General features: G+C 66.9%; 21 protein-coding genes. 12 read left to right on the top strand and 9 right to left on the bottom strand.

The features are described 5' to 3' along the window. Positions 1 to 54: 54 nt before the first annotated feature. Complete coding sequence (locus H7A86_RS08500) at positions 55 to 717, top strand: energy transducer TonB (RefSeq protein WP_180708083.1); 663 nt, start codon at positions 55 to 57, stop codon at positions 715 to 717. Between the two features lie 351 nt (positions 718 to 1,068). Then, complete coding sequence (locus tag H7A86_RS08495) at positions 1,069 to 1,536, top strand: energy transducer TonB (protein WP_104648570.1); 468 nt, start codon at positions 1,069 to 1,071, stop codon at positions 1,534 to 1,536. Between the two features lie 156 nt (positions 1,537 to 1,692). Here H7A86_RS08495 and aroA read toward each other — a convergent pair whose 3' ends face one another. The 3 genes from aroA to serC form a co-directional block, all read right to left on the bottom strand. Continuing rightward, positions 1,693 to 3,006 (bottom strand): 3-phosphoshikimate 1-carboxyvinyltransferase, encoded by a 1,314-nt coding sequence (aroA, locus tag H7A86_RS08490; protein WP_119132218.1) that lies wholly within the window; start codon positions 3,004 to 3,006, stop codon positions 1,693 to 1,695. A gap of 126 nt (positions 3,007 to 3,132) precedes the next feature. Further along, a complete protein-coding gene (gene pheA, locus H7A86_RS08485; RefSeq protein WP_119132432.1) occupies positions 3,133 to 4,335 on the bottom strand; it encodes a prephenate dehydratase in 1,203 nt (400 codons plus the stop codon). 66 nt (positions 4,336 to 4,401) lie between these two features. Further along, positions 4,402 to 5,487, bottom strand: a complete 1,086-nt coding sequence (serC, locus tag H7A86_RS08480; protein WP_119132219.1) for a 3-phosphoserine/phosphohydroxythreonine transaminase — start codon at positions 5,485 to 5,487, stop codon at positions 4,402 to 4,404. Between the two features lie 178 nt (positions 5,488 to 5,665). Between serC and msrP the strand changes: the two genes are divergently transcribed. Together msrP and msrQ are read left to right on the top strand one after the other, a co-directional pair. Further along, complete coding sequence (gene msrP, locus H7A86_RS08475) at positions 5,666 to 6,634, top strand: protein-methionine-sulfoxide reductase catalytic subunit MsrP (RefSeq protein ID WP_119132220.1); 969 nt, start codon at positions 5,666 to 5,668, stop codon at positions 6,632 to 6,634. A 152-nt stretch (positions 6,635 to 6,786) separates the two neighbouring features. After that, the gene (gene msrQ, locus H7A86_RS08470) at positions 6,787 to 7,443 is read left to right on the top strand and encodes a protein-methionine-sulfoxide reductase heme-binding subunit MsrQ (protein ID WP_119132221.1); all 657 of its coding nucleotides are present in this window, start codon (positions 6,787 to 6,789) and stop codon (positions 7,441 to 7,443) included. On the opposite strand, the gene H7A86_RS08465 is transcribed toward msrQ, so the two are convergent. Continuing rightward, positions 7,385 to 8,194 (bottom strand): FHA domain-containing protein, encoded by an 810-nt coding sequence (locus H7A86_RS08465; RefSeq protein ID WP_119132222.1) that lies wholly within the window; start codon positions 8,192 to 8,194, stop codon positions 7,385 to 7,387. The two genes, msrQ and H7A86_RS08465, sit on opposite strands and share 59 nt — an antisense overlap. Before the next feature lie 174 nt (positions 8,195 to 8,368). Here H7A86_RS08465 and H7A86_RS08460 point away from each other — a divergent pair, with 174 nt between their 5' ends. The 3 genes from H7A86_RS08460 to H7A86_RS08450 all read left to right on the top strand — a co-directional run bounded on the left by H7A86_RS08460 (position 8,369) and on the right by H7A86_RS08450 (position 10,615). Further along, a complete protein-coding gene (locus H7A86_RS08460; RefSeq protein ID WP_102596972.1) occupies positions 8,369 to 8,644 on the top strand; it encodes a polyhydroxyalkanoic acid system family protein in 276 nt (91 codons plus the stop codon). Positions 8,645 to 8,825: 181 nt separating this feature from the next. Then, positions 8,826 to 9,380: a phasin family protein gene (locus tag H7A86_RS08455; protein ID WP_115676698.1), complete on the top strand. Its 555-nt coding sequence runs from the start codon at positions 8,826 to 8,828 to the stop codon at positions 9,378 to 9,380. Between the two features lie 230 nt (positions 9,381 to 9,610). Next, positions 9,611 to 10,615 carry a restriction endonuclease gene (locus H7A86_RS08450; RefSeq protein WP_119132223.1) on the top strand — a complete coding sequence of 335 codons (1,005 nt, stop codon included), beginning with the start codon at positions 9,611 to 9,613 and terminating at the stop codon, positions 10,613 to 10,615. A 40-nt stretch (positions 10,616 to 10,655) separates the two neighbouring features. Here H7A86_RS08450 and hutC read toward each other — a convergent pair whose 3' ends face one another. After that, positions 10,656 to 11,393, bottom strand: a complete 738-nt coding sequence (gene hutC / locus H7A86_RS08445; protein ID WP_164740304.1) for a histidine utilization transcriptional repressor HutC — start codon at positions 11,391 to 11,393, stop codon at positions 10,656 to 10,658. Between the two features lie 40 nt (positions 11,394 to 11,433). After that, positions 11,434 to 12,804 (bottom strand): formimidoylglutamate deiminase, encoded by a 1,371-nt coding sequence (locus H7A86_RS08440; RefSeq protein ID WP_180708082.1) that lies wholly within the window; start codon positions 12,802 to 12,804, stop codon positions 11,434 to 11,436. Positions 12,805 to 12,864: 60 nt separating this feature from the next. On the opposite strand from H7A86_RS08440, the gene hutI reads away from it, so the two are divergent. From hutI to hutU, 4 genes are read left to right on the top strand one after another with little or no spacing between them, the layout of a single operon-like run. Then, complete coding sequence (gene hutI, locus H7A86_RS08435; protein WP_119132224.1) at positions 12,865 to 14,070, top strand: imidazolonepropionase; 1,206 nt, start codon at positions 12,865 to 12,867, stop codon at positions 14,068 to 14,070. Between the two features lie 13 nt (positions 14,071 to 14,083). Then, positions 14,084 to 15,625, top strand: a complete 1,542-nt coding sequence (hutH, locus tag H7A86_RS08430) for a histidine ammonia-lyase (protein ID WP_119132225.1) — start codon at positions 14,084 to 14,086, stop codon at positions 15,623 to 15,625. Between the two features lie 13 nt (positions 15,626 to 15,638). Continuing rightward, entirely contained in the window at positions 15,639 to 16,499 is an 861-nt protein-coding gene (gene hutG, locus H7A86_RS08425) for an N-formylglutamate deformylase (protein WP_119132226.1), read from the top strand. Positions 16,500 to 16,515: 16 nt separating this feature from the next. Then, the gene (hutU, locus tag H7A86_RS08420; protein WP_119132227.1) at positions 16,516 to 18,183 is read left to right on the top strand and encodes a urocanate hydratase; all 1,668 of its coding nucleotides are present in this window, start codon (positions 16,516 to 16,518) and stop codon (positions 18,181 to 18,183) included. Between the two features lie 148 nt (positions 18,184 to 18,331). Here hutU and H7A86_RS08415 read toward each other — a convergent pair whose 3' ends face one another. Beyond that, the gene (locus H7A86_RS08415) at positions 18,332 to 19,627 is read right to left on the bottom strand and encodes a hypothetical protein (RefSeq protein WP_232099293.1); all 1,296 of its coding nucleotides are present in this window, start codon (positions 19,625 to 19,627) and stop codon (positions 18,332 to 18,334) included. On the opposite strand from H7A86_RS08415, the gene H7A86_RS08410 reads away from it, so the two are divergent. Next, positions 19,620 to 20,348: a hypothetical protein gene (locus H7A86_RS08410; RefSeq protein ID WP_104582817.1), complete on the top strand. Its 729-nt coding sequence runs from the start codon at positions 19,620 to 19,622 to the stop codon at positions 20,346 to 20,348. The genes H7A86_RS08415 and H7A86_RS08410 overlap by 8 nt on opposite strands. A gap of 232 nt (positions 20,349 to 20,580) precedes the next feature. Here H7A86_RS08410 and H7A86_RS08405 read toward each other — a convergent pair whose 3' ends face one another. Beyond that, positions 20,581 to 23,058: a membrane-bound PQQ-dependent dehydrogenase, glucose/quinate/shikimate family gene (locus H7A86_RS08405; protein WP_119132229.1), complete on the bottom strand. Its 2,478-nt coding sequence runs from the start codon at positions 23,056 to 23,058 to the stop codon at positions 20,581 to 20,583. 195 nt (positions 23,059 to 23,253) lie between these two features. Continuing rightward, complete coding sequence (gyrA, locus tag H7A86_RS08400; RefSeq protein ID WP_119132230.1) at positions 23,254 to 25,965, bottom strand: DNA gyrase subunit A; 2,712 nt, start codon at positions 25,963 to 25,965, stop codon at positions 23,254 to 23,256. Between the last annotated feature and the right edge of the window lie 193 nt (positions 25,966 to 26,158).

Here is a 26,158-nt window from a genome sequence, read left to right as displayed (position 1 = left end):
CGATCGATTCACCGCCGCTATGCCAGAATTGGCCCGATCCTTCAGGTGAGCCCTATGCCCGCGCCCCGCCCTGCGTCCGATCGCCAGATCGTCCTGCGACTGCCCCGCCACACCCTGAAAATTGCCGGTATCGCCTTCGTTGCCGGCCTGTTGTTGTTCCTGCTGGTGTGGGCCACCGGCCGCAAGGACGACTTCTACAAGGCCTCGCCGGCCCACCCGGCTGCCGGTGTGCAGGCCGACGACAGCATCCAGCCGCTACCTGCGCCGCTGCCGGCCCAGGACGGTGCCAGCGACATGCCGCAGGCCAAACCGCCGGAAGAAACCCCGACGCTGGTGGAGACCGCGCCGCCGGCTGCGCCTGCCCCCATGCCGTTGCCTGAAGACGCGCTTCCCGGTGCGCCGGGCAGCGCGGCCCCGGCAAACGCCGCTGCTGCAGGCGGAGATCGCCCGGTGCCGATGCAGGGCCAGATGCCGCCGCCGCGCTATCCCTCGGCGGCGTTGCGTCGCGGTGATGCCGGCGACGTGGTGGTGCGGGTGGACGTGGACGCGGCGGGCAACCCGGGCGGAGTGACGCTGGTGCAGCGCAGCGGCTCACGCGACCTGGACCGCGCCGCAATGGAAGCGGTACGTCGCTGGCGTTTCCATCCGGCACAGCGCAATGGCCAGCCGATTGCCGGGAGCCTGGATATCCCGTTCGAGTTCAAGCCGGCGCAGTAAGAGGCGCGGCGGTGCGATGCGTCGATTGCCCCGCACGCCGACGACGGCCCGCCTGCCGCAGGCGAGGAGAGCGCCGTGGGTTGACCGGAGATGGCGGATCGAACTGGCCCCGGCGCCGGCTCGACCAAGCTGAATGTCTACCGCGCATTGAATCCTCTTGAGTGCCTTGCCTTAGCTGCGCCTCAGGCAAGGCCGACCAGACTGGTCACGTCATCCCAAAGATGCGCCAGGAGGCCGGCCATGTCCTTCATCTCCAATCCCTCGCCACACCCCACGCAGGCATTGCCGCAGCGCTCCGCGCACACCGACGACCACGTCCACGACGACGCTGCCGATGGCGCCTCGCCCTGGCTGTGGGCGACCCTGCTGGCGGTGCTGGTGGTGGTGCCGACCTGGTGGTGGGCCCGACATAGCGACGAATCGTTCGCGACCGATACGCGCCCGGCGCCTGCGGCCAGCCGCCAGATCCTGCCGACATCGGAAGGCCCGCGCGCCATGACCATGATTGCGCATCAACCCGTGCGCGCGCCGACCAGCACCGAAGAAGCGATTCCGCTGCCTGGCAATGCGATGCCACGCTATCCCTCAGACATCGCACAGGCCGGTATCGAAGGCAGTCGTACTGCGCGCCTGCAACTGGATGTGCAAGGCCGGGTGAGCGATGTGAGCATCGTCGATCGCAGCGGCAGCAACGACCCGCGCCTGGATGCAGCGGTGATGGACAGCTTGCGTCAGTGGCGCTTCGAGCCAGCCACCCGCGATGGCCATGCAGTGGTCAGCAGCGTGCAGGTGCCGGTGGAGTTCACCGCAGAGCGCTGAGTGGGATCACCACTCGAGTGGGCTAGCGGTATCGCCGCACTGACTGCAAGGCGACACCCGAACCTCGACTCACAGGCGTTGCGCGCCAGCGCCGCCTCGACCGGCAATCCTTACCGGCCAAGAACTACCGCCTTTGTTCAAACGCTGTCTGTCTACTCAGGCTGTTTCAAGCCCGAAACCGGCACCCCGCGCCAGACTGTCGAACCCCGGGAACGAGGTGGCGACATTGGCCACGTCGTTGACCCGCACGTCGCCGGTGGACAGCTGGCCGGCAATGGCAAACGCCATCGCGATGCGGTGGTCGCCGTGGCTCTCGATCACGCCGCCGCCGATGCTGCCGCCATGAATGGTCGCGCCATCGGGGGTCTCGTCGACCTGCACGCCGAGCGCGCGCAGGCCGTTGGCCATCGCTGCAAGGCGATCGGATTCCTTGACCCGCAATTCGGCAGCGCCGCTGACCACCGTCTGCCCGGTTGCCGCCGCAGCGGCCACGAACAGCGCCGGGAACTCGTCGATCATGTCCGGCACCAGCGCTTCGGGAATCTGCGCGCCCTGTAGCGGCGCATAGCGTACGCGCAGATCGGCCACCGGCTCGCCGCCATGCTCGGCATGCTGTTCTTCGGCGATATCCGCGCCCATCAGCCGCAGTGCCGCCAGCAGCCCGGTGCGCCGTGGATTCAGGCCCACCGCACGCAGCAGCACGTTCGAGCCGGGAATGATGCTGGCTGCCACGATGAAGAACGCCGCCGAGGAGAAATCCGCAGGCACCGCGATATCGGTCGCGCGCAGGCGCTGGCCGCCGCGCAGGCGGGCCTTGCCGGGCGAGAAATCGATCTCCACGCCGAATGCGGACAGCATGCGCTCGGTGTAGTCGCGGGTGGGATGCGGCTCGGTGACCGAGGTTTCGCCCTGCGCATACAGGCCTGCCAGCAACACGGCGGATTTGACCTGCGCACTGGCAACCGGCGAGACGAAGTCGATGCCGTGCAGCGTCTGCCCGCCATGCACGCGCAGCGGCGGGGTGCCGTCGTCTTCGGTGTCGATACGCGCGCCCATCTGTGCCAGCGGGCCGGTCACGCGCCGCATCGGGCGCTTGGACAGCGATGCATCGCCGACCAGCACGCTGTCGAAGCGCTGCGCTGCCAGCAGGCCGGCGAGCAGGCGCATGCCGGTGCCGGCATTGCCACAGTCCAGCGCCTCGCTGGGCGGTTGCAGACCATCCACACCCACGCCGTGCACGATGCGCTGCGACGCCGACGGTGTGTCGATACGCACGCCGAGCTGGGCGAAAATGGCCGCGGTGGACCGGGTGTCTTCGCCTTCGAGAAAACCATCGATCTGCGAGACGCCATCGGCCAGGGCGGCGAACATCACCGCGCGATGCGAGACGGATTTATCGCCGGGAATGGCCAGGCTGCCCTGCAAGGCGCTGCCCTGCCGGGCGATCCAGTGCTGCGTGCTGCTGCTCATGCGTGTGATCCGATTGCTGCGGCATCGCCCTGTGCGGCGATACGCGTTGGAGAGTGTCGTGGCGCTGCCGCCACCTCGGCCGGCGACGGCATGCCGGTCAGGACTGCGCTTGCCGGACGCGCCCGCTCAGGGAATGGCGACCGGGTACGAGCCCAGCACCTTGATCTGTGCCGAGTGCGCTTCCAGTTCGGCCAGCGCCTGCTTCATCGCCTCGTCCTCCACGTGGCCGGCCAGGTCGATGAAGAAGCCATATTCCCACTTGGCCTGATGCGAGGGACGCGACTCGATGCGGTTCATGCTGATGCCATGCCGCGCGAACGGGCTGAGCACGTCGAACAACGCGCCCGGCTTGTCGTGGATGAACACCAGCACCGAGGTGCGGTCATGCCCGGAGGTGGGAAAGATCTGCCGGCCAATCACCAGAAAACGCGTGGTGTTGTCGTCGTCGTCTTCGATCGACTTCATGATGACTTTCTTCAAGCCATACACATGCGCGGCGCTTTCGCCGCCGATCGCCGCGGCATCTTCGGCATTGCGGGCGCGGCGCGCGCCTTCGGCATTGCTGGAGACGGCGATCTTCTCGACCTTGGGCAGGTGCGAACGCAGCCAGCCGGCGGTCTGCGCAAACGACTGCGAATGCGCGTAGATGCGCTCGATGTCTTCCAGCCGGCCATTGCGCGAGAGCAGGTACTGGTGCACGCGCAGCTCGACTTCGCCGCAGATTTTCAGGTTCGAGGTCAGGAACATGTCCAGCGTGACCTGGATGGTGCCCTGGCCGGAATTTTCCACCGGCACCACGCCGAAATCGGCATTGCCCGCTTCCACTTCCTGGAACACCTCCTCGATGGTGGCCATCGGCAGGCCCACCGCCGACCGGCCGAAGTGCTTGAGCACCGCCTGCTGGCTGAAGGTGCCTTCCGGGCCGAGATAGCCGATCTTCAGCGGCTCCTGCTGGGCCAGGCACGCGGACATGATTTCGCGATACACGTGCACCAGCACCTCATCGCTGAGCGGGCCTTCGTTGCGGTCCACCACCATGCGCAGCACCTGCGCCTCGCGCTCGGGCCGGTAGTAATCCACCGCCGCGGCGAGCTTGCCCTTGGCCTTGCCGACCTGATGGGCAAAGTTGGCGCGCTCGGCGATCAACGCCTGGATGGTGCGGTCGATCTCGTCGATCTTGGCGCGCACATCGGCCAGCACCGGTGCCGCCGTGGCCGGCTTGATCGCGCGCTTGTCTGCAGCGTTGCCCGCAGCCTTGGCGGCGGACTTGCCTGCCGGTTTGGTCTTGCCGCCGGTGGCGGCACTGGGCTTGTTGGACTTGGGAGCCATCGCTCGGCATTCCTTGAAATTGCGGCGCATGCGCCTGCGCGGCATGCGCCGCGGTCGAATGAAGACTCAGCCGTGACGCTGCTGGAAGTCGTGCATGAAGCTCGCCAGCGCCTGCGCGCCTGCAACCGGCATCGCGTTGTACAAGGACGCACGAATGCCGCCGACCGCCTTGTGCCCCTTCAACGCCAGCAGGCCGGCCGCCTTGGATTCGCTGACAAACAAGGCATCCAACTGCTCGTCCGGCAGAAAGAACGGGATGTTCATGCGCGAGCGCACCGCCGGGGTGACCAGGTTGCGGTAGAACCCGCCGGAGCCATCGATCGCGCCATACACCAGCGCGGCCTTTTCGGCGTTGCGGCGGGCGAACTCCTCCACCCCGCCCTGCTCCAGCATCCACTTCACGGTGAGTCCGAGCAGATACCAGTTCCAGGTCGGCGGCGTGTTGAGCATCGAATCGCGTGCGGCGTGCGAGGCGTAGTTGAAGATGTCCGCGCGCGGCTGGCCGGCGCGTTCGAGCAGGTCGCGCCGCACGATCAGCACCGAGATGCCGACCGGGCCCAGATTCTTCTGCGCGCCGGCATAGATCAACCCGTAGCGCGAGACATCCAGCGGCTCGGAGGCGATCGACGAACTGAAATCGGCAAACAGCGGCAAGGTACCCACTGCCGGCGTGTCGCGGAACTCGACGCCGTGGATGGTTTCGTTGGCGGTGATGTGCACGTAGGCCGAATGCGGCGACAAGGTCCAGCTGGCCACTGGCGGAATGTCGGTAAAGCCGCCTGCCTGGCCGTCGGCGGCAATGCGTGCATCCACATAGGTGGCCGCCTGCTTGATCGCGGTCTTGCCCCAGTGGCCGGTGATCACGTAGTCGGCGGCCTGGCCGGGTGCGGCGAAATTGAGCGGCAGCAGCGCCTGGATGGTGGTGGCACCACCGGCGGTGAACAGCACCGCATAGTCATCGGGAATCGACAGCAAGCGGCGCAGATCGGCTTCGGCCGCGGCCGCCACGGCCATGAAATCGGCGCTGCGGTGGCTGATTTCCACGATCGAGGCGCCGACGCCGTTCCATTCGACCATCTCCGCCTGCGCCTGCCGCAGGACCGATTCCGGCAATGTCGCAGGGCCGGCACTGAAATTGAACGCGCGTGTCATGGCACACCTTGTCGAGCTAGCCTTCTAGTATGCCGCAGCGCACCGGCCTTGGCAGCGTCGCAGAAAAGTTGCATGTGCATCCTTCTCACTGGCGGAGACGTATGGTTTGCGTAGGCCATCGGCAGCGCCATCACGGTGGTCCGTTATTCTCATCAGCAGCCACTGTCAGGAGCGAGCCATGTCCCTTCGCGATGTCTTGAAGACGCCGTCCAGCGAGATCACCGATGAGGCCGTCTACCGCGACCGACGCCGGCTGCTGCAGCTGTTTGCCCTGACCCCGGCGCTGGGCGTGGCCGGCTGCGCCGAGGCCGATCCGCCGCCTCCGCCCAAGACCGTGGTGACCCCGGCGCAGGCGCACAGCGGCTTCCGGACCGCCGAGGAACTGACCCGGCTGGAAGACGTCACCAGCTACAACAACTTCTACGAGTTCGGCACCGACAAGACCGACCCGTCCAAGGCCGCCAAGACCCTGAAGCTGTCGCCATGGTCGGTGAAGGTCAGTGGCGAGTGCGAAAAGCCCGGTAGCCTGTCGCTGGACGAATTGCTCAAGGGCATCAGCGCGGAAGAACGCATCTACCGGCTGCGTTGCGTGGAAGGCTGGTCGATGGTGATCCCGTGGACGGGGGTGCCGCTGGGCGAGGTGCTCAAGCGCTTTGCGCCAACCTCCAAAGCCAAGTACGTGGCGTTCACCACGCTGGCCGACCCGCAGCAGATGCCCGGCGTGCGCTACCGCTCGATCAACTGGCCATACCGCGAAGGCCTGCGCATCGACGAAGCGATGCATCCGCTGACCCTGCTGGCCACTGGCCTGTACGGCAAGCCGCTGCCGCAGCAGAACGGCGCGCCGCTGCGGCTGGTGGTGCCGTGGAAGTACGGCTTCAAGAGCATCAAGTCGATCGTGGACATCCGCTTCGTCGAGAAGATGCCCGAAACCGCCTGGCACGACCTGCAGCCCTCCGAATACGGGTTCTTTTCCAACGTCAATCCGGCGGTGGACCATCCGCGCTGGAGCCAGAAGACCGAGCGCCGCATCGCCGGCACCGCCAGCAAGCTGTTCGCCGAGCGGATCGCGACCAAGCCGTTCAACGGCTATGCGGACCAGGTCGCTTCGCTGTACGCGGGCATGGACCTGAAGAAGTGGTTCTAGGCAACAAACCCTCTGATATCCATCTGCCGTAGGAACGCACCCGGGCGCGACGGGCTTTGCTGGTGATGCCCGTCGCGCCCAGGTGCGCTCCTACGTTTCATGTCCGCGCACGTTTCCTGCCCGCGCGGCATCGCTTCCTTCTTCGAGATCGCATGGCCAAGACGTCCGCATCCCTGATCGCCGCCAAGACCCTGGCGCATGTCGCCGCACTGACGCCGATCGCCTTGCTCGGCTGGCAGTTCTGGCAGGTATGGCAAACCGGCAGCGATGCACTGGGCGCCGATCCGGTGGCCGAGATCGAGCACCGCACCGGGCTATGGGCGCTGCGCTTCCTGTTGATCACCCTGGCGATCACGCCGCTGCGCCAGCTCACCGGCCAGGCGCTGCTGATCCGCTTCCGGCGCATGCTCGGGCTGTACGCGTTCTTCTATGCCAGCGTGCACCTGGCGGCCTACCTGAGCCTGGATCTGCGCGGCTTCTGGACCCAGATCTTCGAGGAGATCCTCAAGCGTCCCTACATCACGGTCGGTTTTGCGGCATGGCTGCTGCTGGTGCCGCTGGCGATCACCTCCACCCAGGGCTGGATGCGGCGGCTCAAGCGCAACTGGGGCCGCCTGCACCTGCTGATCTACCCGATCGGGCTGCTGGCGGTACTGCACTTCTGGTGGCTGGTGAAATCCGACATCCGCGAACCGGCACTGTATGCCGGCATTCTGGCCGTGCTGCTGGGCTGGCGGATCTGGAAAAAACTCAGCGCGCGCCGAACCACAGCAAGGCGCTCAACGCCGCCGCCAGCAACACCGCGCTGAGCAGCAGCCATGGCCAGCGCGCGACCTTGACCGGCGCACGCGCCGGCTCGCTGGTCGCGCGTGGCAGCGGCTGCGGCTCCGACTCGGGGATGTCCCAGGTGGTGCCGTGATGGATACGCGGCACCTCGACGACAAAGCGGTGGCGCGCGTCGAACACAACCTGGTCGCCGGCCTGCAACCAACCGTCGCGCACCTGCACGCCGTTGATCCAGCTGCCTTCTTCCGAGCCCAGATCACGGATCAGCACACGGTCGCCGTGGCGCTCCAGCCGCGCGTGCTGGGCGGCAAAGGCCGGGTCGTCGATGACGATGTCCGCCACCGGGTCACTGCCGACCAGCCGCGAGCGGTCCAGGGTGAAGCTGCGCCCGTGATGACGGCCGCCGAGCCCGCGCAACAGCAGGCAGACCTCGCTCAGGCCGGTCTCGTCGTCTTGAACATCGCTGGCCGGCGCGCTCGACGGCGCACTGCGCAGGAGCATCTCCACGCCGTCGGCGTAGATCGCATCGCCGGGGCGCAGCAGCGCCATGCGCCGCACCGGGCGTCCGTTGACGTGGATGCCACGGATCCCGTTGGCCACCTGCAGCCACAGCCCGCGCTGGTCCAGGCAGAACTGCGCCAACAGCAGCGCCCCCTGCGCATCGGCAACCACCCGCACGCTGCCGGAGGCATGGCGGACGATCCGGTGGACGCCGGGCTTGAGGGAATGATCCGGCTGCTGCCGGTGGGTGAAATGAACTTGCAGATCGCGCACCCGCCGCAGCCTAGCAGGTTTGCCACGCGCCGCGGCCAACAACCTGACCGGTGTCGCCCCGCCCCATGCACCGGGCCGGGGCGTCGTTGCCGCTGCGTGCCACGCGCGCCGCACTTGGAGCCTGGCGCGCGCATGCGCACAATGCGCCCTCCTTTCGTCTTTTCCATGGAACCCATGTCCAGCATCGATATCCGCCACGACCATGCCCTGTCGCCGGCCCAGGCCCGCGCAGCGATCGACGCGGCGGCCCGCAAGCTGACCGATCGCTACGGCGTCGCCTCGCACTGGGAAGGCGATACCTTGCGTATCGCGCGTGCCGGCGTGGATGGGGCGATCGCCCTGTTGCCGCAGCAGGTGCATGTCACCGCCGAGCTTGGCTTCCTGTTGTCGGCGATGCAGCCGATGGTGGAATCGGAGATCCGTCGCCTGCTGGCCGAAAAACTCGCCTGAGCGTGCAGCGCCGCTGATCGGGTCTGATCGCCTGGCTCGGCCTGACGGCACTATCGCTTCAGCAACAAGTCAGCCGCGCCGTCCGTTGCAGGGGGATGCTTCATGGGTGCTTCACCTGCTCGATGCAGTGCCCGGACTAGGGTGAAGGCAACGTCACTTGGCAACCCAACAGGAGCATTCCATGACGACCGGATACGATCAGAACGGCAAGCGCGACGATGCAGCGCACGGCTTCCAGGCGCAGGCAGAACAGATTTCGCGCCGGCTCGGTGAATCGGCACAGACGGTATGGCTGGCCGGGCTCGGTGCGCTGGGTCGGGTGCAGAGCGAGGGGGGCAAGTTGTTCGACTCGCTGGTGCGCGAAGGCGCAGCGTACGAGCGCAGCGGCCAGCGCAAGGCGGCCGAAAGCGTCGATGAGCTGCGCGAAGAGGTGGAAACCCAGTTCGAGCAGGCACGCGACACCGCCGTGCGCGGCTGGGACAAGCTGGGCAAGGCCTTCGACGAACGCGTCAAGGGGGTCTTGCGCACGCTCAACATCCCCGAGCAGGACGAACTGGAAAACCTGCGTCGCGAGGTGGAATCGCTCAAGGCCCAGGTGCGTGCCAATACCGCCGCGACCAAGCGCGCCAATCGCACCGCCAACCAGGCAGCGCAGGCCGCCAGCAGCGACACCACCGGCGCAGGCACAGCCACCGGCAGCGCCACCTCAAACAATGCTGCATTTGATGGTGAATAAGACAGTTCGGCAATGTTGCAAAGCAGCATGATTTTTTAGACAATCGGGAAGGACCCGCCAGTCCTGCATTACGAAGTCCGTTTGCTCCCCTCCCCTCACGGCTTCGGACTGGCGGGTCTTCTGCTGCCTGGATCGGCGCGTGCGATCACTGCCGCCGATCCATTGACGAACCTACCGCGAAGGATTCTTCTAAGCGCACCGCTTCGTCATATGCGCCATCCCTTCGCTTGATGCTCATGCCTCCCTGGATTGTGGCGCTTGTGGCTTCCCTGCTGCTCTGGCTGGCGGTGTGCGCCTATGTATGGCTGGTGCGCCGCCGCGCCGACGAGACCACCGAGGGCGTGCATGCACTGGCGGCCATGCACTGGCGCGACTTTTCCGGCGTGGTGCTGCGCGTGCTGCAGGAGCAACGCGGTTGGCAACCGACCCAGGTACCGCAGGACGGCCTGCCGACGGCCGAATTCATGATGCGCACTGGACAAGGCACCCGCCTGGTGGCCTGCAAGCATGGGCGCAGCTACCGCATCGGCGTGGCAGCGGTGAACGAGCTGGGCGCGATGGCGCGGCTGGCCGGCGCAGGCGGCGGCGTGATGGTGACCGAAGGCCGGATGGAACGCGAAGGCATGGCCGCCGCCGAGAGGCAGTCCATCGAAGTGCTGGATGGCACGCGCCTGTGGCCCTTGCTCAAGCCGTATCTGCCGGGCGATGTGGAAGCCGGCGTGGTCCGCATGGCGCGCCGCCGCGCGATCCGTCACAGCCTCGGTGCCGGTGCAGCGCTGGCGACCCTGGCCCTGGTTGCGGTGCTGGCGCTGCAGCCAGCGCAGCCGCCCATGCCAACACAGCAGGCCGCACTGGTGGCCACTCCGCGCGTTGCCGAATCGGTTTCTGCAATCCCGGCACCGCAGCGCACACCCTCGCAACAGGCGGCGCCGCCGACAGCCGCAGCGCCTGCATCGATGCCGCTGGCAGGCACTGCCGAACCGGATGCGGCAACCGTGCAGGGCTATCAACGCGAGGTGTCAAAGGCGTTGGCTCGGACGCCCGGCCTGGTGCGCGGCATCTGGATCACCCAGGCAACGCTGGCAGTGGATCGCTCAGTCGAAGACGCTGCGGCGTGGCCGCTGATCTGCCGCGAACTGCAGCGCTACCCGTATCTGCGCAACGTGCGCGTGCAGCTTAATCCGCGGCCGGGCGTGGACGAACCGGTGCGCTGGCGGCAGTGCACGACGATCTGATGCATACATCGATCCATGTGCTCAGCCGTGCGTTTGAGGGTCAGCGCATTCCCGGCGCAAACCGCGCCACCAGGTCATAAGACCCGCCCAGAAACAATTGACGCACGTAGGTGACCGGCTGATCGCCGCGCCAGGTGTGGCGATCGATGACCAGGCAGGCCGTGCCATCGTCCACCTGCAGGCGTTCGGCTTGCGCGGCGTCCGCACTGGCGGCGCTGATGCGGTGCTCGGCGCGCGTCCACGGCACGTTGCGCAGCAACCAACTGCCCGGCGCGATGTCGGTGAACGGCTGCAGCAATGCCTCGGGCACGGTGGTGGTGTCGATCACCCGCTGTTCCAGCGCGAATGGGCTGCCGTCTGCCAGGTGCACGCTTTCCAGCGCCAGCAGCTTGCCGCTGCTGCCCAGGGCACGCTCCTGCGGCACGCGCAGGCGCGGGTTGCGCAGCCGCCGCGACACCAACGAGAACGCGTAAACGTGGCCGCGCGCGGTCATTTCCACTTCGATGTCGGGAATCGACAAGGCGACCTGCTCCAGATGCGGATGCGGGCGCGCCACGAACGAGCCGGTGCGGCGGCGGCGTTCGATCATGCCGGCATCGGCGAGCAGGCCGAGCACCTTGTTCACGGTCATCCGCGAACAAGCGTATTGCGCCATCAACTCGTGTTCGGGCGGCACACGGTGACCGGGCGGCCAGTCGCCACTGTGGATGCGTTGTTCCAGATCCTGCCGGATGCGTTGATGCAGGGTGCCGGGCGCGGCGATGGGGGTGGCGGTCAAAGCGGGTCTCCGGTCAGACCTGCATTGTGCGCGTATCGGCTCATTTGCTCAGCAGCGCTCGCAAAACGCCGGCAAAACGCATGGCAATCCGCGCGCGATCCACATGGCGCCCGTCACGCACCACCGGCCGCCCGGCGCGCCAGACAGTGCGCACCGCACCGCCGCGCGCGGCGAACAGCCAACTGTCCAGCAGCGCATCGTCATCGCGCGCCAGCAGCGCCGGATGGGCCGGGTCCAGCTCCAGCAGATCGGCCGATGCGCCGACCCGGATGCCAGTGTGAGCAATGCCCAAGGCCTGTGCCGCGCCTTCGCCCGCCTGGTCGAACAGCCAGCGCCCGCTCGAGGTACCCGCCTGCGCCAGCACATTGCGCGCCTGCAGCTGCAGACGCTGGCCGTATTCGAGCAGGCGCAGTTCTTCGGCCGCGTCGATCAGGACATTCGAATCCGAACCCACGCCAAAGCGCCCGCCCGCGGCGGCAAATGCCTGCATCGGGAACACGCCATCGCCCAGATTCGCCTCGGTGATCGGGCACAGCCCGACCACCGCGCCGCTGTCGGCGATGGCCTGCAGCTCGCTCGCGTCCACGTGCGTGGCATGCACCAGGCACCAGCGCGCATCCACCGGTGCGTTGGCCAGCAGCCACTGCACCGGGCGCTGGCCCGACCAGGCCAGGCAGGCCTCGACCTCGCGCTGCTGCTCGGCGATATGGATATGGATCGGGCCATCGGTGAGCGGCACCAATGCGGCCAGCTGCTCCGGCGTGACCGCGCGCAGGCTGTGCGGCGCCAGTCCAAGCACGGCATCCGGCAATGCCGTGAGGCTGCGCCTGCAGTCGTCCAGCAACCGCGCGAAACCATCGATGTCGTGGATCAAACGACGCTGGGCTGCGCTGGGCGTAAGGCCGCCGAAATCCGAATGCGCATAGAACACCGGCAACAGCGTCAGCCCGATACCGGTGTTGGCGGCGGCAGCGGCGATGCGCGCGGACATTTCGCCGGCCTGCGCATATGCCGCGCCACCGGGGCTGTGGTGCAGGTAGTGGAATTCGCCGACGCGGGTGAAGCCGCTTTCGAGCATTTCCACATAGGCCTGTTCGGCGATCGCCTGCAGGCTGTCGGGATCGAGCCGGTCGACGAAGCGGTACATCAGCTCGCGCCAGCTCCAGAAACTGTCGCCGCTGCGCCCGCCCACCTCGGTCAGGCCGGCCATGCCGCGCTGGAACGCGTGGCTGTGCAGGTTGCCCAGCCCGGGCAGCAGCAGCGCGACCCGGGTATCGCCGGCGACAGGTGCGCGATCGGCCTGCACCGTGGCGATGCGCCCCTGCGCCAGCGTGATCCGCACATCGCCAGCCCAGCCATCGGGCAGGAGCGCCCGCGCTGCCCACAACGCCTGCACCTGTTGGTCTGCCACTGGACACCCTCGATTGCCGGTTCTATTGTATATACATATCAGACAGCATGAGCCTGCGCCATGTATTGCGACGTCCTCTGGCACAACGCACGGCTGATGACCCTGGACGCGGCCGATGGCGGCCTGGGCATCGTGGATGATGGCATTCTGGCCTGCCAGGACGGCCGCATCGCCTATGCCGGCCCGGCCGCGCAGGCGCCGGCGTTGAAGCCGGACATTGCGCATGATTGCCAGCGCCGCTGGATCAGCCCCGGCTTGATCGATTGCCATACCCATCTGGTGTACGCAGGCAATCGCGCCAACGAATTCGAGCAACGCCTGCGCGGTGCCAGTTATGCCGAGATTGCCGCAGCCGGCGGCGGCATCGTGGCCACGGTGCGCGCCACCCGTGCCGCCGATGACGCAGCGCTGCTGGCCGCCAGCCTGCCGCGCCTGGACGCGATGCTCGCCGAGGGCGTGACCACGCTGGAAATCAAATCCGGCTACGGGCTGACGCTGGAGGACGAAACCAAGCAGCTGCGCGTGGCACGTCAGCTCGCCACGCTGCGCAAGGTCGAAGTGGTGCCGACCTTCCTCGGCGCGCATGCGGTGCCAGCGGGCGGCGATGCGCAAGGCTACATCGACGCCGTCTGCACGCAGATGATTCCGGCGATTGCCGCGCAAGGCCTGGCCGAGGCAGTGGACGTGTTCTGCGAACACCTGGCGTTCTCGCCCGCGCAGGCCGAACAGGTCTTCCTCGCCGCGCAGGCGCACGGCTTGCACATCAAGATCCATGCCGAGCAACTGAGCAACCAGCATGGCGCGCAACTGGCCGCACGCCATGGCGCCTTGTCGGCCGATCACATCGAATACCTGGATGACGCCGGCGTTGCCGCGATGGCCGGCGCCGGCACGGTCGCGGTGCTGTTGCCCGGCGCGTTCTATTTCACCCGCGATACCCAACTGCCACCGATCGCGGCACTGCGCGCCGCCGGCGTGCCGCTGGCCCTGGCCACCGACTGCAACCCCGGCACCTCGCCGCTGACCAGCCCGTTGCTGGCGATGAACATGGCCGCCACGCTGTTCCGCATGACCGTGGACGAGTGCATTGCCGGTTTCACCCGGCACGCCGCACGCGCGCTGGGGCGCGGCGAGCGGCTCGGTCGGCTGCGTGCCGGCATGCACTGCGACCTGGCGATCTGGGACATCGATGCGCCGGCCGACCTGGTCTACCGCATGGGCTTCAATCCTCTTCATGCCCGCGTCTGGCGCGGGCATTCCTGCTGAATCCGGAGTCCTCATGAGTGCATCTGTTGTCCTGCAGCCCGGCCAGGTCACGCTGGCGCAGTGGCGTGCGCTGTATCGCGGCGCCGAGGTCGTGCTGGACGACGCCTGCGCGGCCGCGGTGCTGCGCAGCGCGCAGACGGTGGAGGCCATCGTGGCGCGCGGCGAGCCGGTCTATGGCGTCAATACCGGCTTCGGCAAGCTGGCCAGCGTGCGCATCGAGCGCGAGGACCTGCAGACCCTGCAGCGCAATATCGTGCTCTCGCACGCGGCCGGCGTCGGCGAGCCCACGCCGGTGCCGGTGGTCCGGCTGATGATGGCGCTCAAGCTCACCAGCCTGGCCCAGGGCGCCTCGGGCGTGCAGCCGGGCACGCTGGCGTTGCTGGAGGCGATGCTGCGTACAGGCATCACGCCGGTGGTGCCCTGCCAGGGTTCGGTGGGCGCATCCGGCGATCTGGCACCGTTGTCGCATCTGGCCGCGGTGATGATCGGCGTCGGTGAGGCCTTCGTCGGCGGGCAACGCCTGCCTGCCGCCGACGCGCTTGCGCAGGTGCAGTTGCAGCCGCGCGTGCTGGGCGCCAAGGAAGGGCTGGCGCTGCTCAACGGCACCCAGTTCTCCACCGCCTGCGCATTGGCCGGCCTGTTCGAGATCGAGACCGTGCTGCAGGCCGCGCTGGTCACTGGCGCCTTGTCGGTGGAAGCGGCCAAGGGCTCGGACACGCCATTCGATGCGCGTATCCAGGCCCTGCGCGGCCAGCCCGGGCAGATCGCCACCGCTGCGGCACTGCGCGCGCTGATGGCCGATTCGAGCATTCGCGAATCGCACCGGCTCGGCGATGTGCGCGTGCAGGATCCGTACTGCCTGCGCTGCCAGCCGCAGGTGATGGGCGCGGCGCTGGACATCATGCGCCAGGCCGCACGCACGCTGGAGATCGAGGCCAACGGGGTCTCGGATAACCCGCTGGTGTTCAGCGATACCGGCGAGGCCTTGTCCGGCGGCAACTTCCATGCCGAGCCGGTGGCCTTCGCAGCCGACATGCTGGCGATGGCGGTGTGCGAAATCGGCTCGATCAGCGAACGCCGCACCGCGATGCTGGTCGACCCGGCGTTGTCGGGCCTGCCGGCGTTTCTCACCCCGCGCCCGGGCCTGAATTCCGGTTTCATGATTCCGCAGGTCACCGCTGCGGCGCTTGTGTCGGAGAACAAGCAACGCGCGTATCCGGCCAGTGTCGATTCGATTCCGACTTCGGCCAATCAGGAAGATCATGTATCGATGGCCGCGCATGGCGCGCGGCGCTTGCTGGCGATGGCCGAGAACGCCGCACACGTGATCGGCATCGAACTGCTGGCGGCCGCGCAAGGCTGCGACTTCCATGCGCCGCTGCGCTCAAGCGCCGCACTGGAAGCCGCACGCGCGTTGCTGCGCGCGCAGGTGCCCACCTTGCAGGACGACCGCTATTTCCACCCCGACATGCTGGCGGCCAGCGCGTTGGTGCGTTCGGGTGCACTTGCGCAGGCGGTTGCCACGGCATTGCCAGGCGTGGAGCAGCAGGCATGATGCGAGACGCCGCATGAGCGCCCTGCCCTGGCTCGACATCCACCGCGGCGATGCGCCGCTGATCCTCAGCTTCCCGCATACCGGCACCGAGCTGCCCGACGCGCTGGTGGACCAGTTCGTCTCGCCCTGGCTGGCACGTCGCGATGCCGACTGGTGGGTGCATCAGCTGTACGACTTTGCGCAATCGCTGGGCGCCACCACCGTGCGCACCGCGATCTGTCGCTCGGTGATCGACGTCAACCGCGACCCCAGCGGGGCGTCGTTGTATCCGGGCCAGAACACCACCGGCCTGTGTCCGCTGACCACCTTCGACAACCAGCCGCTGTATGCCGATGGCGCCGAACCCGACCAAGCGCAGATTGCCTGGCGCCGCACGCGCTGGTTCGACCCCTATCACGCGGCGATTGCCGACGAAATCGCGCGCCTGCGTCGGCTGCATCCCCGAATCGTGGTGTACGACGCGCACTCGATCCGCTCCTTCATCCCGCATCTGTTCGATGGCGAGCTGCCGCAGTTCAACATCGGCAGCAACGACGACCGCAGCTGCGCTCCGGCGCTGGCCGATGCGGTGGAGCGGCTGTGCCGCAGCAGCGGCTCGAGCACCGTGCGCAACGGGCGCTTCAAGGGCGGCTGGATCACCCGCCATTACGCGCAGCCTGAGCATGGCGTGCATACGCTGCAGATGGAGCTGGCATGCCGCGGCTACATGCGCGAGCCGGACGCGATTACCCCGCAGAACTGGCCGACGCCCTGGCTCCCCGCGCATGCAGTCGCGCTGCGCGCGGTGCTGCGGCACGTGCTGCTGGCCTGCCTGCAATTTGCCGCCGACAGCGCTCAGTCCTCCGACACCACGCCGCCTGCGGCGCACCGTTGATTGCAAGGAAACCGGCATGACCCGTCACGATGCAACCCGCGTCATCCGCGCCGCCACCGGCACCACGCTCACCGCCCGGAGCTGGCTCACCGAAGCGCCGCTGCGCATGCTGATGAACAATCTGGACCCGGACGTGGCCGAGCGCCCGCAGGAGCTGGTGGTCTACGGCGGCATCGGCCGCGCCGCGCGCGACTGGGAATCCTTCGATGCGATCGTCGCCGCGCTCACCCGCCTGGAGGATGACCAGACCTTGCTGGTGCAATCCGGCAAGCCGGTCGGCGTGTTCCGCACGCATGCCGATGCGCCACGCGTGCTGATCGCCAATTCCAACCTGGTGCCACGCTGGGCCAACTGGGACCACTTCAACGAGCTCGATCGCAAGGGTCTGGCGATGTACGGCCAGATGACCGCCGGCAGCTGGATCTACATCGGCGCGCAAGGCATCGTGCAGGGCACCTACGAGACCTTCGTGGAGATGGGCCGCCAGCATTACGGCGGCAACCTGTCCGGGCGCTGGTTGTTCACCGGTGGCCTCGGCGGCATGGGTGGCGCGCAGCCGCTGGCTGCGGTGATGGCCGGCGCCTCGTGCCTGGCGGTGGAATGCCGCCGCTCCAGCATCGACATGCGCCTGCGCACCGGCTACCTGGACACCTGGACCGACGACCTGGACGAAGCGCTGCGCCTGGTCGAGGAATCGTGCACGGCCAAGAAGCCGCTGTCGGTCGGCCTGCTCGGCAATGTCGCAGACGTGCTGGACGAACTGTTGCTGCGCGGGGTCAAACCGGACCTGCTGACCGACCAGACCTCCGCACACGACCCGGTCAACGGCTACCTGCCGCAGGGCTGGACGGTGGAGGAATGGGACGCCAAGCGCGTGTCCGCACCGAAGCAGGTGGAAGCAGCCGCGCGCGAGGCGATGGCCAACCACGTCCGCGCCATGCTCACCTTCCACGCCCTGGGCGTGCCCACCGTCGACTACGGCAACAACCTGCGGCAGATGGCGCTGGAAGCAGGCGTCGACAACGCGTTCGACTTCCCCGGCTTCGTGCCCGCCTACATCCGGCCGCTGTTCTGTCGCGGGATCGGGCCGTTCCGCTGGGTCGCGCTCAGCGGCGATCCGGACGACATCGCCAGGACCGATGCCAAGGTCAAGGAACTCATTCCCGACGATGCGCATCTGCACCGCTGGCTCGACATGGCCGCCGACAAGATCGCCTTCCAGGGTTTGCCTGCGCGGATCTGCTGGGTCGGCCTGGGCGACCGCCACCGGCTCGGCCTGGCCTTCAATGCGATGGTGCGCAGCGGCGAGCTCAAGGCGCCGGTGGTGATCGGCCGCGACCACCTGGATTCGGGCAGCGTGGCCTCGCCCAACCGCGAAACCGAAGCCATGGCCGACGGCTCGGATGCGGTCTCCGACTGGCCGTTGCTCAATGCGCTGCTCAACACCGCCTCCGGTGCCACCTGGGTGTCGCTGCACCACGGCGGCGGCGTCGGCATGGGGTTTTCGCAACATGCCGGCATGGTCATCGTCTGCGACGGCAGCGAGGCCGCCGACAGGCGCCTGGAGCGCGTGCTCTGGAACGACCCGGCCACCGGCGTGATGCGCCACGCCGATGCCGGCTACGCCATCGCCACCGACTGCGCCAGGCAAAAAGGCCTGGATCTGCCGGGGATTCTCGGCTGAGGATCCTCGGCCGCGGTTTCGCCGGCAGCGTGTACGCTGCACGCTGTCGGCACTTACCACGCCTACATCACCGGTGCTAGGCGCGCCGTCCGCAGCACGCGCCGACTAGCCGCTACATTCTGTCAGCGGCTTTCATTTCCATCACTGTCTACTGGCAGGCCGATGCAGCAGCAGCCAGCAATGCGCCGTCATCGAGCGCCGGCGCCGCCCCGCTTGCCGGATAGGCGGCTGCGATCGCCTTCGCCGCGCGATCGGCGTGCGCCTGGATATACCACTGCGACGACGGCGGCAGCGAACGCCCGCGCACCGCCTGCTCAAAGCGATACTGTCCCCAATAGATCGCCAGTGGTTCTTCCAGCGCGTTGAGCGGGTTCGGCAAGCTGGCCGCACCCGGACACAGCCGCATGAAGTTGGCAGCGAGCAGGCGTTTACGCGCCGAGGGCTGCACCGCAGACAGGTGGTGACTCAATTCGTGCAACACGATCGGCGCCCAGTCCATCGAGGCCGTGCCGGCGAGCGCATCCTGCTGCGAATACAGCAGCATGGTGCGTCCGCGTACCTTGGCCTGGGTGGTGTCCGGCTCCGGCCACCAGACGAATCTTGCCTGGAACAGCGCAGGCTCCGGCACCGCAAAGAACGCCCGCATCTGCGACGCCAACCGCGCAACGGCGGGGTTGGACAGTTCCTCGCGCAGCACGCGCGCCTGTTGCTCGAAACGGGGGGCAGCTGTGACCAGCCGCCTGGCGCGTGGAACGAAGCGGGCCAGATACGCACGCAACAACGCCTGGTCATCCGCCGACTGCTCCGCAATGGCGGCGCTCGCTGCGCCCTCGAATTCTGCATTCCCGAGGAAATGCCGCGAGAAAGGATCCACATCACGGGTGGCCTCTGGCGCAAACACACGGTCGAGCACCTCCGGATCGTCGCCCTTTGCCAGCCCCGAGGTGCGGCGGCGGAAATCTGCATAGGCGACCAGTGCTGCGTGATCGGCCTGATCCAGCCCTCCATGGGTTTCGAAGTAATTGCGATACACGGGCACCGTAAAACCCGGCAACCAGTCCGACAGGTTATCCAGCAGGTTGAACAGATCCGTGGCCTCGCTGTAACCCACCTGCACCGGTGCCGATGGCGGCACGGGTGGCGCGGCATGCGCGGTGGCATACAGCAATGCCCAGAGCAGTCCGACTGAGCCGATGCCCCGCAGCGTTGGCGGCCAGCGATCGATCCATCTGCGCATGCAAGGCTCCCGGCTGGCGAATGCGCTGATTCGAGCATGCCGCGACTTCGCCCGCCACGTGCCGTTCGTCAGGGGGCGGTGAGAGCTTCTGGCATCAGGATGCAAGCGGGGGACATCGTCGTCCATCACATTCCCGACGATTGCCCTCAAGTCCGCGGCGTGCAGGCCGACAAGGTGTGCAACGTTTTGAGGAATCTCCATGGGCATCTTGATCTACCTGGTGCCTGCATTCGCGCTCTGGGCGCTGATTGCCACCGTGCTGGCGTTCGTGCGTGGGCGGCAGCTGCGCGCCGAATCCGGCCAGCTCGCCAGCACGCAGGACAGCCTGGCCCGCTACCAGGCCGCGCTCTCGCAGCTGAAGGCGCGCGCGGCCGCCAGCGCGCTGGAACTGGAATCGCTGCAGCGCAGTTACACCGTGCTCAAGCAATCACTGGAACAGCGGGAACAGACAGCCGCCGAACAGGCGCCGGCCGCTGACAGCCAGGTGATTCCGATGGTGATGGTGCAGCGGCTGGATATCGCCAACGAAATCGGTACGTTGTTCACGCACGTCGCACGGGTGGCACGCAGCCTGCGCCGCTACAGCGCCTACAGCCGCGGCCACACGGCGCCGGAACCGGCCACGGCCCGCTACGACCTGCACTGGCTGGCCGATTGCCTGCACAGCTTCGACCAGATCGGTTATGCCTTGTTGCGCGGCAATGTCGCAGCGCTGATCACCGCCTGCCAGGACCTGCTGTCGATGTACGACCATTACCTGAAGGATGGGTCCGGCTATAACAGCCGCGATACCTTCCAGCGCCTGGGCAGCGATGTGCCGCTGTCGGATGCCACCGATGCCATCCGCTCGATCATCGTCAAGGCCACGCTCGCGCAGGATGTGCGCGATGCGGTGATGGAAGATGCGGCCGCTGCCAACGTCGGGTGATTTGGGAATCGGGAATCGGGAATCGGGAATCGGGAATCGGGAATCGGGAATCGGGAATCGGGAATCGTAAGAGCGTGGATGCGGGGTTCTGTTGGATCAACAGGTAGATGCATGTTGTTTGGCCACGATGCGATTGCCCATGAAAAAAGCGCACCGCTTGCGGTGCGCTTTTCGTTTCAGGCTTCGGGAGTGGCTAGCAAGCCTCAGCTAGCGCATTCGCTCGCTGCGTGCATCACGGTGCCTTCTGCGGCAGCGCGTAGGCCACCACGGCATCACCTGCAGGCGTCTCCATGAAGTGGTGGCCGCCGGCCATGATCACCAGATACTCGCGGCCGCCGTAGGCGTACACCATCGGGTTGGCCTGACCACCGGCCGGCAGCTTGGCATGCCACAGCTCCTTGCCGGTGGCCAGATCGATGGCGCGGATCAGGTCGTCGGTGGCCGCGGCAATGAAGATCAATCCGCCGGCCGTCACCACCGAACCGCCATTGTTCGGCGTGCCGATCTCGATCGGCAGACCCGAACGGATACCGAACGGACCATTGCCGCGTGCGCTGCCGAACGGACGGTCCCAAAGGGTCTTGCCGCTGGCCAGGTCGATCGCACGGATGCCGCCATACGGCGGCTGCTTGCACAGCAGCTTGGTGAACGGCAAACGCCAGCCCGCATTGACGTTGATCGCATACGGCGTGCCGGCCTGCGGATCGCCTGCGCCTTCTGCGCCCCCCGTATCGCCACGCACCTCATCGCGCGGCGCCCAGCCCAGCTTGTCGGCCTTGGCGCGCGGCACCAGCAGGTTGTAGTTGGGCATGTCGTTGTAGTTGGCCACGATCACGCCGCGCTGCGGATCCACCGACACGCTGCCCCAATCCGAACCGCCGTTGTAGCCGGGATATTCGATCGAATGGCGGTCGGCTTCCGGCGGCGTGTAGATGCCCTTGTAGCTGGCCTTGCGGAACTGGATGCGGCAGACCAGCTGATCGATCGGCGTCATCCCCCACATGTCGCGCTCGGTCAGATCCGGCTTGCGCAGCGTGTGGTACAGCGAAAATGGCTGCGTCCTGGCACGCATCTGCGGCTCCACGCCGCCACCCGGTACTGCACGTTCCTCCACGCCCACCAGCGGCTTGCCGGTGCGCCGATCCAGCACGTACAACTCGCCCTGCTTGCTCGGCAACAACACCGCCGGCACGTTGACGCCGTCCTTGGGGAAGTCGATCAGGCTCGGCTGCGAACCCAGGTCGTAATCCCAGGTATCGATATGCGTGGTCTGGAAATTCCATACCGGCTTGCCGGTGGTGACATCCAGCGCCACCAGCGAGGTCGCATAGCGATTCTCCTGCGGCGTGCGCGAGCTGCTCCAGTAATCGGCGGTGGAGTTGCCCATCGGCAGATACACATAGCCCAGCTGTTCATCGGCCGCGGCGGTGGTCCACATGTTCGGCGTGCCACGCGTCCAGGTCTGGCCCGGCGGCGGTGCGCCGTTCCAGTCCGGATGGGTCATGTCCCAGGCCCAGCGCAATTGGCCGGTCACCGCATCGAAACCCTCGATCACACCGGACGGCTCGTAACGCTTCTGCCCGTCCAGCACCTGATGGCCGGTGACCACCACCCCGCGCACGATGGCAGGCGGCGAATTGATCGACACATACCCCGGCGGCGTCTGCCCCATGCCGGCGGTGATAGCGACCTGGCCGTTGTTGCCGAAATCCGTACATGGCTTGCCGCTACGTGCATCCAGCGCGATCAGGCGGCCGTCCAGCGTGCCTTCGATGATGCGCGTGCGGCACAGCGCCGACGCATCGGCCGCCGCCGCTGCCGCAGCATCGTTGGCCGCCGCCGGCACCTGGTAGTACGACACACCACGGCAGGCGGCCGTATACGGAATCGCCTCGTCCTTGACCTTGGGGTCGTAGCGCCAACGCTCCTTGCCACTGGCGGCATCCAGCGCGATCACCTGGTTGCGCGCGGTGCACAGGTACAGGCTGTCGCCCACCTTCAGCGGCGTGGTTTCTGCACCCCAGCGCTTGCTCGGCAGGTCGCCCGTGTGGAAGACCCAGGCCCGCGTCAGCTGCGCCACGTTGTCGCGGTTGATCTGCTGCAGCGGCGAATAGCGCTGCCCGGCCTGGCTGCGTCCATACGCGGCCCAGTCGTCGTCGGCAGGCGCATTGGCCGGTTGACCATCAGAGACTGCAGGCGATGCAGACGCACTGCGCTTGACCAGGCCCGCAGCCATGCCGGCAGCATGTGCCAGCGCACCATCGGCCTCGGTCACTCCAAACGGCACGAAGGCGAGCGCGAAGGCCACCACGAACACCGCTGCCAAGACGCCGGCCACGCTGCGCGACACCGCGCGCGACACCGGGCGCTCCAGCTTCGGCAGCAGCAGCGCCAGCACGAATGCCAGGCCGACGATCAAGCCCAGCCGCGGCACCCAGCGCCAGTAGTCGCTGCCCGATTCCCACCATGTCCACAGCAGCGACGCCGCCACCACGGCGGCAAACCACCATGCGCCCGCATTGCGACCGCGAAACAGCAGCACGCCGGCAATCAGCAACGCCGCGCCCGCAGGCGCGTAATACCAGGAGCCGCCCAGCGCGGCCAGCCACATGCCGCCTGTCAGCAGCACGGTGCCCAGCACTCCAATCACGCCTCCCAACGTCGCCAGCGCCCAATGGCCGCGACGGGAAGGACGATGCAATGTCGTCATCAGTTGTTCCTCTTCGATCTGCGGCGACGCAACGCCGCCGCACCGCCGACAACCTTCGACCCGCCACGGTGAAAAAGCCGCGTTCTTTGCGACCGGCGTCGAAAAACACTGCGTTGCAGATGTCACCGCGTGCAATAAAAAAACGCCGGCTGTGCGCCGGCGTTTTTCTTCAACTGCGTTGCTCGCCTGCTGCGATCACGCTTCGGTCGGTGGCAGCTCGCCTGTGCTGGCTGCCGGTACGCCCGCTGCATCGTCCAGCACATCCTCGGCCTCCTCCAGCGAGGCATCCAGGCGTTCGACCGCCTGCAGCTTTTCGCCCTTGGACAAGCGGATCAAGGTCACGCCCTGGGTATTGCGACCCACGCGCGAGATCTCCGAACCGCGGGTGCGCACCAGGGTGCCGCCATCGGAAATCAGCAGCACTTCGTCGGTGGCGCCCAGCAGCACCGCACGCACCAGCTTGCCGTTGCGTTCGGTGGTCTGGATGCCGATCACGCCCTGCGTGCCGCGCCCCTTGCGCGGGTACTCGGTCAGCGGGGTGCGCTTGCCGTAGCCGTTCTCGGTGGCAGTGAGGATGTAGGCCATGTCGTCGCTTTCGGCGCCGTCGATCACCTCTGCCTCGACGCCGTCCGTGCTTTCCACCACGTCCTCGACAGCCTCGTCCTCGACATCGCCTTCGATGCCGCCGGCACGCTCGGCCACGATCAGGCTGACCACCTCTTCGCCCTTGGTCAGACGGATGCCGCGCACGCCGGTGGCGGTACGGCCCATCGAGCGCACCGTGGCTTCACCGAAGCGCACGGTCTTGCCGTTGGAGGCGAACAGCAGCACGTCGCGATCACCATCGGTCAAGGCCACGCCGACCAGCGCATCGCCCTCGTCGAGGTTGATGGCGATCTTGCCGCGTGCCAGACGGAACGCGAATTCGCTCAGCGGAGTCTTCTTGACCGTGCCGTTGCGCGTGGCAAAGAACACATAGCGGTTGTCGGCGTACTCGCGCACCGGCAGCACTGCCTGCACCCGCTCGCCCGGTTCCAGCGGAATCCAGTTGATGATCGGACGACCACGCGCATTGGAGCCGGCCTCCGGCAGCTGGTACACCGGCAGCCAGAACACCTTGCCGCTGCTGGTGAAGGTCAGCAGCGTGTCGTGCGTGTTGACCAGCCACAGCTGGTCGATGAAATCCTCTTCCTTGGTCGCCGCCGCAGACCGGCCACGGCCGCCACGGCGCTGCGCACGATACGCGCTGACCGGCTGGCGCTTGGCATAGCCGGCGTGCGAGAGCGTCACCACCACGTCTTCCGGCGAAATCAGGTCCAGGATGTCCAGATCTTCTTCGCTGTGACGGATCTCGGTGCGGCGTTCGTCGCCGTACTCTTCGCGAATATTGATCAGCTCGTCGCGGATCACCTGCAGCAGCACGTCCGGGTTTTCCAGGATGCGGATCAGGCCCTGGATGACCTCGAGCAACTGCTTGTATTCGTCGGTCAGCTTTTCCTGCTCCAACCCGGTCAGGCGATGCAGGCGCATTTCCAGGATCTGCGAGGCCTGCACTTCACTGAGCTGGTAGAAGCCGTTGGCCAGGCCCACGCCCGGCGCCAGGTCTTCCGGCTTGGAGGCTTCGGCACCGGCAGCGCCCAGCAGCGCGCCCACCAGACCCGGTTCCCAGGTCTTGGCCAGCATGCGCTCGCGCGCTTCCTGCGGATTGGCCGAGGTCTTGATCAGCTCGATCATCTCGTCGATGTTGGCCAACGCGACGGTCAGACCTTCCAGCACATGCGCACGCGCACGCGCCTTGCGCAGTTCATAGATGGTGCGGCGGGTCACCACTTCGCGGCGGTGGCGAATGAACGCCTGCAGCATCTGCTTGAGGTTCATCAACTGCGGGCGGCCATCGATCAGCGCCACCATGTTGATGCCGAACACCGACTCCATCTGGGTCTGCTGATACAGGTTGTTGAGCACAACCTCGGCCGACTCGCCGCGCTTGACCTCGATGTAGATGCGCATGCCGTCCTTGTCGGACTCGTCGCGCAGCTCGCTGATGCCTTCGAGCTTCTTTTCCTTGACCAGCTCGGCGATCTTCTCGATCAACCGCGCCTTGTTCACCTGATACGGAATCTCGGTGACGATGATCGCTTCACGGCCATTGTCGGCCACTTCCACGTCGGCCTTGGCGCGCATGCGCACGCGGCCACGGCCGGTGCGATACCCGGCAGCGATGCCGGCGGTGCCGTTGATGATGCCGGCGGTGGGGAAATCCGGACCGGGGATGTACTCCATCAGGCCTTCGACATCCAGTTCCGGCGTGTCGATCAAGGCGATGCAGGCGTTGATCGCCTCGGTCAGGTTGTGCGGCGGGATATTGGTGGCCATGCCCACCGCGATACCGGCCGAGCCATTGACCAGCAGGCTCGGGAACCGGGTCGGCATGACCGTCGGTTCCAGTTCCTTTTCGTCGTAATTGGGCTGGAAATCGACGGTTTCCTTGTCGATGTCGGCCATCAGCTCATGCGCCAGCCGCGACATGCGCGACTCGGTGTAACGCATCGCCGCGGCGGAGTCGCCGTCGACCGAACCGAAGTTACCCTGGCCGTCCACCATCATGTAGCGCAGCGAGAACGGCTGCGCCATACGCACCAGCGTGTCGTACACCGACTGGTCGCCGTGCGGGTGGTACTTACCGATGACGTCGCCGACGATACGCGCCGACTTGAAGTAGGCCTTGTTGCTGTGAGCGCCCAGCTCGTGCATGGCGTACAGGACGCGGCGGTGCACGGGTTTGAGGCCATCACGGGCATCGGGGAGTGCGCGGCCCACGATCACGCTCATCGCGTAATCGAGATAGCTCTTGCGCATCTCGTCTTCCAGATTGACCTGGATGATTTCCTTGGCGGTTTCTGCCATTCGGGTTCCGTAAGTGAGGTGGCGGGCCAGCCGGAAAGCCGCGTCGGGGGCGCCTTGGTCACAGGCTGCCGACCCCACGCTCCCGCCGATCGATTCAAGCCCCGGATTGTATCACGAAGGGGCACCACGATGCCGCCGGTTTACCGGCCAGAAACAAGCACTTGCAGGATTTTGACGGGACGATGCGGCGATA

It is taken from the genome of Xanthomonas euroxanthea, assembly GCF_903989455.1.
In the GTDB taxonomy this organism is placed as follows: domain Bacteria; phylum Pseudomonadota; class Gammaproteobacteria; order Xanthomonadales; family Xanthomonadaceae; genus Xanthomonas; species Xanthomonas euroxanthea.
Note: the sequence above shows the minus strand (reverse complement) of the source record. Positions and strands in the feature narration are given on the sequence as shown.

Excerpts from the sequence above, each read along its gene's own strand:
- H7A86_RS08500 (WP_180708083.1), top strand. The coding sequence starts at position 55 with ATGCCCGCGCCCCGCCCTGCGTCCGATCGCCAGATCGTCCTGCGACTG.
- aroA (WP_119132218.1), bottom strand. The coding sequence starts at position 3,006 with ATGAGCAGCAGCACGCAGCACTGGATCGCCCGGCAGGGCAGCGCCTTG.
- pheA (WP_119132432.1), bottom strand. The coding sequence starts at position 4,335 with ATGGCTCCCAAGTCCAACAAGCCCAGTGCCGCCACCGGCGGCAAGACC.
- serC (WP_119132219.1), bottom strand. The coding sequence starts at position 5,487 with ATGACACGCGCGTTCAATTTCAGTGCCGGCCCTGCGACATTGCCGGAA.
- msrP (WP_119132220.1), top strand. The coding sequence starts at position 5,666 with ATGTCCCTTCGCGATGTCTTGAAGACGCCGTCCAGCGAGATCACCGAT.
- msrQ (WP_119132221.1), top strand. The coding sequence starts at position 6,787 with ATGGCCAAGACGTCCGCATCCCTGATCGCCGCCAAGACCCTGGCGCAT.
- H7A86_RS08460 (WP_102596972.1), top strand. The coding sequence starts at position 8,369 with ATGTCCAGCATCGATATCCGCCACGACCATGCCCTGTCGCCGGCCCAG.
- H7A86_RS08455 (WP_115676698.1), top strand. The coding sequence starts at position 8,826 with ATGACGACCGGATACGATCAGAACGGCAAGCGCGACGATGCAGCGCAC.
- H7A86_RS08450 (WP_119132223.1), top strand. The coding sequence starts at position 9,611 with ATGCTCATGCCTCCCTGGATTGTGGCGCTTGTGGCTTCCCTGCTGCTC.
- hutI (WP_119132224.1), top strand. The coding sequence starts at position 12,865 with ATGTATTGCGACGTCCTCTGGCACAACGCACGGCTGATGACCCTGGAC.
- hutH (WP_119132225.1), top strand. The coding sequence starts at position 14,084 with ATGAGTGCATCTGTTGTCCTGCAGCCCGGCCAGGTCACGCTGGCGCAG.
- hutG (WP_119132226.1), top strand. The coding sequence starts at position 15,639 with ATGAGCGCCCTGCCCTGGCTCGACATCCACCGCGGCGATGCGCCGCTG.
- hutU (WP_119132227.1), top strand. The coding sequence starts at position 16,516 with ATGACCCGTCACGATGCAACCCGCGTCATCCGCGCCGCCACCGGCACC.
- H7A86_RS08410 (WP_104582817.1), top strand. The coding sequence starts at position 19,620 with ATGGGCATCTTGATCTACCTGGTGCCTGCATTCGCGCTCTGGGCGCTG.
- H7A86_RS08415 (WP_232099293.1), bottom strand. The coding sequence starts at position 19,627 with ATGCCCATGGAGATTCCTCAAAACGTTGCACACCTTGTCGGCCTGCAC.
- H7A86_RS08405 (WP_119132229.1), bottom strand. The coding sequence starts at position 23,058 with ATGACGACATTGCATCGTCCTTCCCGTCGCGGCCATTGGGCGCTGGCG.
- gyrA (WP_119132230.1), bottom strand. The coding sequence starts at position 25,965 with ATGGCAGAAACCGCCAAGGAAATCATCCAGGTCAATCTGGAAGACGAG.